Below are 8,920 nucleotides of genomic sequence, written 5' to 3'. Positions count from 1 at the left end.
TCAGTTGATAATCCTAATGCTCTAAGCAAGATAACTAATGGAATTTCACCAGGAACATATGGGAAAGAGATTCTTAAGAACACTCCGCTTTTACGTGGTTTTTTGTATTCTAAGGTAATTCTTGCTCTGAAACCACTTTTGATTGAAGTTACAATAGCTTTTGCATGTCTGTCTTCAGGTTCATCAATTCTTTCAAGGATAATTTTGTTAGGAGCAATCTCTTCCATGGTAACAACAGCTCTTTCAGAACCGTTTACAATGAAGTATCCACCTGGGTCTTTAGGGTCTTCCCCTTTTTCAATCAATTCTTTATCAGTAAGCCCATGCAAATGACAAATGCTGGATTTGAGCATGAGAGGCAATTCACCAATATATACTTCTTCCAATTCTTCCTCTTCATCACTATTATTATCGTGCAATGCCATTTCCAAGTACATATGAGCAGAATAGTTTAAATTTCTAAGTCTTGCTTCAGTAGGGTAAATCATACTTTTAGAACCATCAGCCTCTTTGGTGAAAGGTTTTTCAATTTTGATCTTACCGGTTCTGAGGGTATAATTTCCTTTTTCGTTTTCTATAGTAATTGGTTCAGTGATATCAATAATTTTTTGTATACGATTTTCAACAAAATCATTATATGATTTGATATGATGGTCTACAATATCATATTTATCAAAAAATGAATCTACTAAACCCCATGTCTTATTTTTCATTTAATATCTCCAAAATAATACAATCAGTTTAAATAAAATATTTCATTAATAGTTTTATTTTAATAATGCTTTTTAAATTAAAATAATTCATTTTAAAAATAATCTTTCAAAGATCTATTTTTGAGTATTTTCTCCACTTACAAGCCTATATGTTACAAATACACCTGCAGTTTGACTTTGACGGGTTATTTTCAAAACTTGACCTTCTTCAGCACCAATTGCTTTAGAAACAGGATCATTTACTCTAATTTTTGGGAGTTGACTTACATCATAATCAACATCTGCAAAAATTTCTTTAATTTCATCATCAGACAAAATTTCGTGCTTAGGAACAGCACTATGGTTTAATATATTAAATGCCAAAATATTCCTCCGATAAAACTTTTAAATATTTAACAAATGAATAACTTAAAACTAAATCAAATTCTAAACTTTTTTTATAATATTCATATTTAATAGAATTTTATAATCCCTTATTTCTTCATCATCATAGAATGGATTTAATAACATTATCAATTGATCATACAAAAAATTATCCATAAAAAAATAATTCACTTACAAAAAATAAAAAAATAGACAAATAGATTATTAAAAATTTATGAATACAACATTAACCCCTTTATAATATTAAAAAATCATCAATTCTAGTAGAATAAATTCTAAATTCAAACACGTAAAAAAATTTAAATATGATTTAAACAAGACATTGAAAGCTAAAATCTAATAAAAAATGTTCAATAAAAATCTTAATTTAAAAATTTAAATTTAGTAAAGTTAGTAATAAAAAAAATCAGAGCGGGCCCGACGGGAATTGAACCCGCGGCCGCTTGGTTAAAAGCCAAGCGCTCTGCCAGACTGAGCTACGGGCCCTGATTAAACAAATGAATTAAATTGTGGCTATCTCACTTAACTTATAGTTAAGCGCCCTGGCCGGGATTTGAACCCGAGTCGCGGGCTCGACAGGCCCACATGATAGCCCCTACACCACCAGGGCAAACTATGCGAGTAAGTTATACTCATTAAAATACTATATTTATTATTATATATAAATGTTTCTACAAATCCTACCTTAAAAATATTGAAAATTCAAATGAAAATTCAAAAATTCAAAATAGTTAGAAAATAATAATAAAAATCCCGTCTGCCGGACTTGAACCAGCAACATTTGGATCTACAGTCCAACGCTCTGCCAATTGAGCTAAGACGGGATAGATATAGAGTGGGACCACCCGGATTTGAACCGGAGTCTCAGGCTCCCAAAGCCCAAAGGATCGACCAAGCTACCCTATGGTCCCACATAATTATTGTGCAACATAATTATTTTATATTACCATAATATATAAATGTTTTGGTAATTGCAATAATCATAATATTCCATGATAAAATTTTTAAAATTTTAAAAACTTAAAATAATTAATTTTAAATAAAAATTAGCATAGAAAAAGCCCCGGACGGGAATTGAACCCGCGACCACGAGATTACAAGTCTCGCGCTCTACCAGACTGAGCCACCGAGGCAATGGAATAATAAGATAAAAATTTAAAAATATGAAGAATATGATAAAAATATTCAACAATAGTAATTTAGTAAATATCATTTAAATAGTTTACTATCAAAATTATTTTACTTGAAATAATATTAGAGAATAATAGAAAATAATAAAAAAAAGAATTTAAGAGAAATAAATATCTTTTAATTTTAGAGAAGCTTCTTTAGGATCTTCAGCACTCATGATTGCACTTACAACTGAAAATCCTGCAATGCCACTATCCTTTAAGAGAGGAGCATTTTCTAAAGTAATTCCTCCAATAGCTACTGTAGGAATATCTATGGAATCAACGATTTCCTTCAATAATTCTAATGGCACTGAATCTGCATCATCCTTAGTGCTTGTAGGAAATACTGCACCAGATCCTATATAATCTGCACCATCTGATTCTGCCTTTTTAGCCTCTTCAACTGTTGAAGCAGAAACTCCCAATATCTTATCTTCACCAATGATACTGCGAGCAATGTCTGCAGGCATATCATCTTGACCAATATGAACTCCTTCACTGTCTACAGCAAGAGCTATATCAATCCTATCATTGATCAATAAGGGAACATCGTACCTGCTGGTGATTTCCTTAACCTTCAATGCCAAGTCATAGAATTCCTTGGTTGAAGCATCCTTTTCACGAAGCTGAACAACAGTGGTTCCTCCTTTAATGGCTTCTTCAATAATATTCAAGAATTCCTCATCAGTCTTGTTCCTACGGTCTGTAACCAAATAAACAGAGTAATCAATATTCTTCTTAGTCATTTAACCAAATACCCCAAAATAGCTTAAAATAGCATAAATAACTTAAAATAAATCTAAATACCCTAAGATTAAATATTTATTTCAAATAAGTTAGCTCTTTCCACTAAGTCTTCAGCAGTCAATTTGTATAGATTGTCAATCAATAATGTTCTGAAGCTTCCTGTGCCTAAATCATTATTTTTTACATATTCTGCTGCATTTTCACCTGCAACTGTCATCAATGCACATGCAGTTATTCCACCAATCAATGGGTCGTTAGCTCCTACATATGAACCGATAATGGTAGTTAACATGCAGCCGCTACCAGTAATGAGAGGCATCATCTCATCACCATTTTCAAGACCAAAGGTCACTTCACCATCTGAAATAATATCAATAGGGCCACTTGCAATAACTACTGTATTCAATTCCTTAGCCAATGCCTTTACTATTGCCCCGTTAATATCCAAATTATCCTTAGAGATAACATCACTTGCTGCTACATCCACTCCTTTAGCTATGGAATCATTTTCTGTATCAAGATTAATCAATTTAGTAATAGCCTTGATTTCAGACATGTTTCCTCTAATTAATGCAAGAGGATAGTTTTCAACAATTTCCTTTGTCATGTCATTTCTTAAGGCACTTACACCTGCACCTACAGGGTCAAATATGATAGGCTTGTTGATTTCCTTAGCCTGATTTGCACTGTTTCTCATCAATTCATTCTGTGCTTTGCTTAATGTTCCAATATTGATTACAAGAGCACTTGCAATATTTACTATTTCTCCACCTTCTTCAGCACCATTGGACATGATTGGTGATGCTCCAATAGCTAATGCTGCATTTGCACAATCAGTAACTGTTACAAAATTGGTTATGCAAAAGGTCAAAGGAGAAATTTCCTTCACATTTTTTAAAGCGTCTTGAAATCCATTTAATGCATTTTTTACATTTTCACTGTCAGTAATTATAATTTCATCTGTCATTTTATAACCTTTAAAATCTTAAATTTTTTTTCAACATTCTTATCTTTTATCTTTATTTTTATATAAAGTTTTGTATAATTTATCATGATTATTCATTATAAATTACTATGAAATTATTAAAAAGTATTTAAAATAAGTCGAGAATATGGTAAAAATCATTAAAAATTTTTTAAAAAAACAGTGCATTGAATAAAAAATAAGAATAAAATTAAAAAAATAATTAAAAGAAGTAAAAATAATTAAAAGAATAAAAAAAAGAAAAAATAAAAAGAATTATTTATCATCAAATAATTCTTTAGACTCTTCAAGAGCCACTACTGCAGGTAATGGATTACCAGCCAACATATCAATGGAAGCTCCTCCACCACTACTGATATGGTCCATCTTATCCCCATAACCTAAATTGACGGTAGCTGCTGCAATATGACCTCCACCAATAACTGAAAATCCATCAGATGAAGCGATTGCATTGATAATGTCCTCTGTACCGATTGCAAATTTAGGATCTTCGAATACACCAGCAGGACCATTTGCAAAAATGGTTTTTGCTTCCCTTAACATCTTGGAATATTTAATCAAGGACTCTCTTCCAATATCAAAAATGGAAGCATCAGGAATATTGTCTATAGGTACGTCAGCCCTATCTCCTTGAACACTGACTGCAACATCAGTAGGATAGACTATTCTTTCTCCAAACCTTTCAATAAGACCTTTACATTTTTCCACCATATCAAGGTAGCCTCTTGCTTCAATGAAGTTCTTATTGGTAGACTTTATATCATAACCTGCTGCCCAAATGAATATGTTTGCAACAAGTCCTGAAACAAGAACATAATCTGCTGTACCATTTTCCAAAACATTTTCAGTAACTGTAATGGAATCGTCTGCCTTCATACCACCTAAAGCGAAAACGCACGGATGTTGAACATTCTCTAAAGCATTTCCTATAACAGTGAGTTCCTTTTCCATAACTCTTCCTGCAGCTGAAGGAACAGTCCTTGTAAAACCAACCAATGAAGTTTGGGATCTGTGTGCTGCAGCAAATGCATCATTTACAAAGTAATCAACTAAAGGAGTTAATGTTTTTACAAGTACAGATGTAGCCTCTTCTTCAGCAGAACGTTTCAATTGTTCTTCTGAATAGAATCTGACATTTTCCAATAATATAATTTGACCAGGCTCCATAGCAATTATGGATTCCCTTGCTTTAGATGAGAAAATTGAATCAACATATCTTACTTCCAATCCAACTGCTCTAGATAAAACAGCAGCATGTTGCTCTAAAGTAGTAAAATCGTTTTTACCTGGACGGCTTTGGTGAGCTAAAATAACAGTTTTTGCGCCTTTCAAAGATAATTCCTTAATGGTTTCGGCATGCAGTTTCATACGGGTATCATCCAAAATGATTCCAGAATTAGGATCTACAGGAGAGTTGATGTCAATCCTAACCAAAACTGTTTTGCCGTTTACATCAAAATCATCAATAGTATTAAACTTTGCCATAATTTCACTCAATAATAATCATTAAAAATAAATTTATTAATAAACATTAAATGACACTATTAAATCTTGCTTACTAAATCCAACAATGCATCTTTAGGACTTTCTGCCTTAATGATTCCAGAAGCCAATAGAACTCCTTCAGCACCTAATTCAATAGCTGCAGCCATATCTTCACCAGTAGAAATACCTGCACCGCATAAGACTTGAACATCCTTATTGATGGCTTTCACTTTAGATACACTGCCTTCCACAACTTCAGGATCTGCCTTTGAAACAGGAATTCCAGTACCTATAAGTTCAGGAGGTTCCACTGCAACATAAGTTGGAGCAAGGGTTGCAGCTGCCATACTTGTTTCAATATTATTAGTACATACACAGGAAATGAGTTCTGCTTCTTGTGTCTTTTTAACAATCTCTGCAATATCCGCAAGAGTCATTCTGCATTCAGAGTGATTTAATAAGGTTCCGTCAATCCCGCTTGCTACAAAATTTTCAAATAAGTTGCTTCCAGTGTGTCCACCAGGAGAAACCGCATCAATATGTTGAGATAAAACAGGAATGCTGGTTTCCTCTTTGATTCTATAAATATCAATAGCTTGTGGTACAGCTACCATAGTAACTCCAGATTCTTCACCAGCACTTTCCAAAGCGTTAGCCAAGTCCAATGCCTTTTGACCACTTGATTCCAAATAAGTTTTAAAATTTAATATAACAACAGGTGTTTTAAGACTCAAATTAAATCCTCCTTAAAAACTATAATACATAATAAAAATGTTTTTTAAATTTGCATTTTAAAATTGTTTTTTCTATGGTAAATAATAAATAGAATAATTAAAAGAAATTATTACTATATTAATAAAATATATATTCTTAATTATATTTAAATTATTTTAAATTATCAAATATTGCAAAAGGATTATCATGACATTTACTAAAGAAGAACAAGCAAAATTGGAATACAGCGGTTACAGATTTGTTGGAGAACATGGCCACGCTGCCGTCAAGACATGTCACTGGACTAGAAAAAGTATGGTGAACGAAGGAGTGTGCTATAAGGAACAGTTTTATGGTGTCAAATCACATAGATGCCTCCAGATGTCACCTGCTGTACCATTCTGCAATCAAAAATGTTCTTTCTGTTGGAGAGACCTTAGTCAAACAAGAACAGAATGGGAAGGGGAATATGATGATCCTAAAACAATCATTGAAGGAGCCATTAAGGCACAGAACAATCTGTTGTGCGGATTTGGTGGAAACAAAAAGGTAGACAGGAAAAAGCTTGAGGAATCCAAAAAGCCAACAAATGCTGCGATTTCACTTGCAGGAGAGCCAACATTATACCCTGAAATCGATGAACTGATAGCAGAATTCCACAGACAGGATTTCACAACATTCTTGGTAAGCAATGGAATGTATTGGGAAAAACTTGGAAACCTCGACAACGAACCAACTCAACTATATGTTTCCTTGGATGCACCTAACGAGAAAGTGTATAAAGAGTTATGCAACCCTCAAATAAACGATGGTTGGAGCAATTTAAACAAGACACTTGAACTAATGAATAGTTTCAATAGCAGAACAGCAATTAGAATCACTTCAGTTAAAGGCAAAAACATGATTAACACAGATAAGTATGCAGAACTGATCAATAAGGCAAATCCAAAATTCGTTGAAGTCAAGGCATACATGTTTGTAGGGTCTTCAAGAAAACGTTTAAGTCTTGACAATATGCCATCACATCAGGAAGTGCGTGATTTTGCTCAAGAAATAGCTGATAAAACAGGTCGAGAACTTACAAAAGAAGCTGAAGTCAGCAGAGTTGTTTTATTGGAATAAGCTAATTTTAAAAAATTGTCATTGAAAAAATAGAAAAAATTTTAGATATCATATATTAAAATTGAAAAATATTAAAAAAAGTAAAAAAAGATAAAGAGAAGAGTTATTTAGCTTCTTGAGCTTTAATCTCTTCACATAATTCAACAGCTTTTTTAGCAGCTTCCTCTAAGGAAATTTCATAAGGGATGCCTGCTTCTTCGAGTAATCTTTGACCTTCCTCTTCATTGGTACCGGTAAGTCTTGTTACAATGTTTACATCCCATTTATTATCTTCCAATGCTGCAATTACACCTCTTGCAACATCATCAGCTCTAGTAATACCACCTAAAACATTAAGGAATACCACTTTCACTGGAGGATAGTTTAAAACTAAGTTTAAAGCTTTTTTAATGGATTCATCAGATGCTCCACCACCGATATCCAAGAAGGTAGCTGGTTTTCCACCGAATAAGGTAACCATATCCATACCGGTTAAGGTTAATCCTGCACCATTTCCGATAACTGCAATATCACCATCAAGCTTTACAAATGCAAAGTCTTTTTTCTTGAATCTGTTTTGTCTTACTTGATCTTGGTGACGGAATAAAGCATCATTTTCAATTTCCAATTTTGCATCAGCTGCAATCAAGCCGTCATCAGTTAAGATAAGAGGGTTGATTTCAGCAACTTCAGCATCATATTTATCATAAACGTTATAGAGTTTCCAGATAATGTCTCCGATTTTAGACATCAATTCAGAACCTACACCCATTTTACGAGCTATTTCACGAGCTTCATAAGGCAAGAATTCTTTTAATGGGTCTACATTGTATCTGATGATCTTTTCAGGAGAGGTCTTAGCTAATTCTTCAATTTCAACTCCACCTTCTGCACTTGCCATGATGATTGGAGTTCTGTTAGCTCTGTCATTTGAAACACTTAAGAAGAATTCCCTTTGAATATTCGCTTTTTCTTCAATGAGCAAGTGTTTTACTTTTTCACCTTTAATCTCTAACTTTAATAACTCATTTGCGATTTGGAATGCTTCACCAGGGTTATCTGCAAACTTAATACCTCCTGCTTTACCTCTTCCACCAACGAGAACTTGAGATTTGAGCACAATAGGTCTGCCGAATTCGGTAGCCACTTCCATTGCCTCTTCAGGAGAATATACAACATGTCCTTCTAAAATTTTAATTCCTTCACTTTCAAAAACTTTTTTTGCACTATGTTCAAAAAACTTCATTTTTCTCACTCTGACTAATAAGCATGAAAATTATAATAAGAATTTAATTTTAAAAATACGTATAATTTTAAAAATACTTATGAATATGAATTATAAAAATAAATGAAATAAATCATCCTATTAGATTATTTGTTTTAATAGAAATAACTTATTATCTTTAATCATTAATATTATATGTATTTACTTATTATTAAAATTATTTATAAAAATAGTTAAGTTATGATTATAAGAATGGCAATAAGATATAAAAAAAGCATGCTAAAAATTAAATAGTGAAAAAATAAAAAAAGTAAAAAGAAGAAATAAGAAAATTAAAGCAAAGCATATCCTGCTTCGAATGCTTGAATATTCTTATCTTCGGTTCCTTTTGGTA

Annotated in this window: 7 protein-coding genes, 5 tRNA genes and 1 pseudogene; 1 reads left to right on the top strand and 12 read right to left on the bottom strand. The window is 32.6% G+C overall.

Translation table 11 applies throughout. From position 1 onward, the window contains the following. From ACKI67_RS06340 to tpiA, 11 genes and pseudogenes are all read right to left on the bottom strand, one after another. A pseudogene (locus ACKI67_RS06340) lies at window positions 1-713 on the bottom strand (DNA-directed RNA polymerase subunit B''); the annotation flags it as partial. A gap of 114 nt (window positions 714-827) precedes the next feature. Next, window positions 828-1,076 (bottom strand): DNA-directed RNA polymerase subunit H, encoded by a 249-nt coding sequence (locus ACKI67_RS06335; RefSeq protein ID WP_407462598.1) that lies wholly within the window; start codon window positions 1,074-1,076, stop codon window positions 828-830. A gap of 433 nt (window positions 1,077-1,509) precedes the next feature. After that, window positions 1,510-1,583: transfer RNA gene (locus tag ACKI67_RS06330), tRNA-Lys, on the bottom strand. Between the two features lie 52 nt (window positions 1,584-1,635). Continuing rightward, a tRNA-Asp gene (locus tag ACKI67_RS06325) sits at window positions 1,636-1,707 on the bottom strand. Window positions 1,708-1,848: 141 nt separating this feature from the next. After that, window positions 1,849-1,921 (bottom strand) — tRNA-Tyr (locus ACKI67_RS06320). Between the two features lie 12 nt (window positions 1,922-1,933). Beyond that, window positions 1,934-2,008, bottom strand: a tRNA-Pro gene (locus ACKI67_RS06315). 148 nt (window positions 2,009-2,156) lie between these two features. Further along, window positions 2,157-2,230: transfer RNA gene (locus tag ACKI67_RS06310), tRNA-Thr, on the bottom strand. Between the two features lie 155 nt (window positions 2,231-2,385). Beyond that, window positions 2,386-3,015 carry a thiamine phosphate synthase gene (gene thiE, locus ACKI67_RS06305; protein ID WP_407462597.1) on the bottom strand — a complete coding sequence of 210 codons (630 nt, stop codon included), beginning with the start codon at window positions 3,013-3,015 and terminating at the stop codon, window positions 2,386-2,388. A gap of 68 nt (window positions 3,016-3,083) precedes the next feature. Next, a complete protein-coding gene (gene thiM, locus ACKI67_RS06300) occupies window positions 3,084-3,983 on the bottom strand; it encodes a hydroxyethylthiazole kinase (protein WP_407462596.1) in 900 nt (299 codons plus the stop codon). A gap of 273 nt (window positions 3,984-4,256) precedes the next feature. Continuing rightward, window positions 4,257-5,489, bottom strand: coding sequence for a phosphoglycerate kinase (locus ACKI67_RS06295; protein WP_407462599.1), 1,233 nt, complete (start codon window positions 5,487-5,489; stop codon window positions 4,257-4,259). Window positions 5,490-5,545: 56 nt separating this feature from the next. Further along, window positions 5,546-6,220 carry a triose-phosphate isomerase gene (tpiA, locus tag ACKI67_RS06290; protein ID WP_407462595.1) on the bottom strand — a complete coding sequence of 225 codons (675 nt, stop codon included), beginning with the start codon at window positions 6,218-6,220 and terminating at the stop codon, window positions 5,546-5,548. Between the two features lie 187 nt (window positions 6,221-6,407). Between tpiA and twy1 the strand changes: the two genes are divergently transcribed. After that, window positions 6,408-7,322: a 4-demethylwyosine synthase TYW1 gene (gene twy1 / locus ACKI67_RS06285; protein ID WP_407462594.1), complete on the top strand. Its 915-nt coding sequence runs from the start codon at window positions 6,408-6,410 to the stop codon at window positions 7,320-7,322. 103 nt (window positions 7,323-7,425) lie between these two features. Here the strand turns inward: twy1 and sucC are convergent, their stop codons facing one another. After that, window positions 7,426-8,547 carry an ADP-forming succinate--CoA ligase subunit beta gene (gene sucC / locus ACKI67_RS06280; protein WP_407462593.1) on the bottom strand — a complete coding sequence of 374 codons (1,122 nt, stop codon included), beginning with the start codon at window positions 8,545-8,547 and terminating at the stop codon, window positions 7,426-7,428. Window positions 8,548-8,920 lie beyond the last annotated feature (373 nt).

This window comes from Methanobrevibacter sp., assembly GCF_045577275.1.
GTDB lineage: Archaea > Methanobacteriota > Methanobacteria > Methanobacteriales > Methanobacteriaceae > Methanobrevibacter.
This window is presented reverse-complemented; position numbering and strand designations above follow the sequence as displayed.

What these genes read in the sequence shown, in the direction of transcription:
- thiE (WP_407462597.1), bottom strand. Translation starts at nt 3,015, where the DNA reads ATGACTAAGAAGAATATTGATTACTCTGTTTATTTGGTTACAGACCGT.
- thiM (WP_407462596.1), bottom strand. Translation starts at nt 3,983, where the DNA reads ATGACAGATGAAATTATAATTACTGACAGTGAAAATGTAAAAAATGCA.
- twy1 (WP_407462594.1), top strand. Translation starts at nt 6,408, where the DNA reads ATGACATTTACTAAAGAAGAACAAGCAAAATTGGAATACAGCGGTTAC.
- sucC (WP_407462593.1), bottom strand. Translation starts at nt 8,547, where the DNA reads ATGAAGTTTTTTGAACATAGTGCAAAAAAAGTTTTTGAAAGTGAAGGA.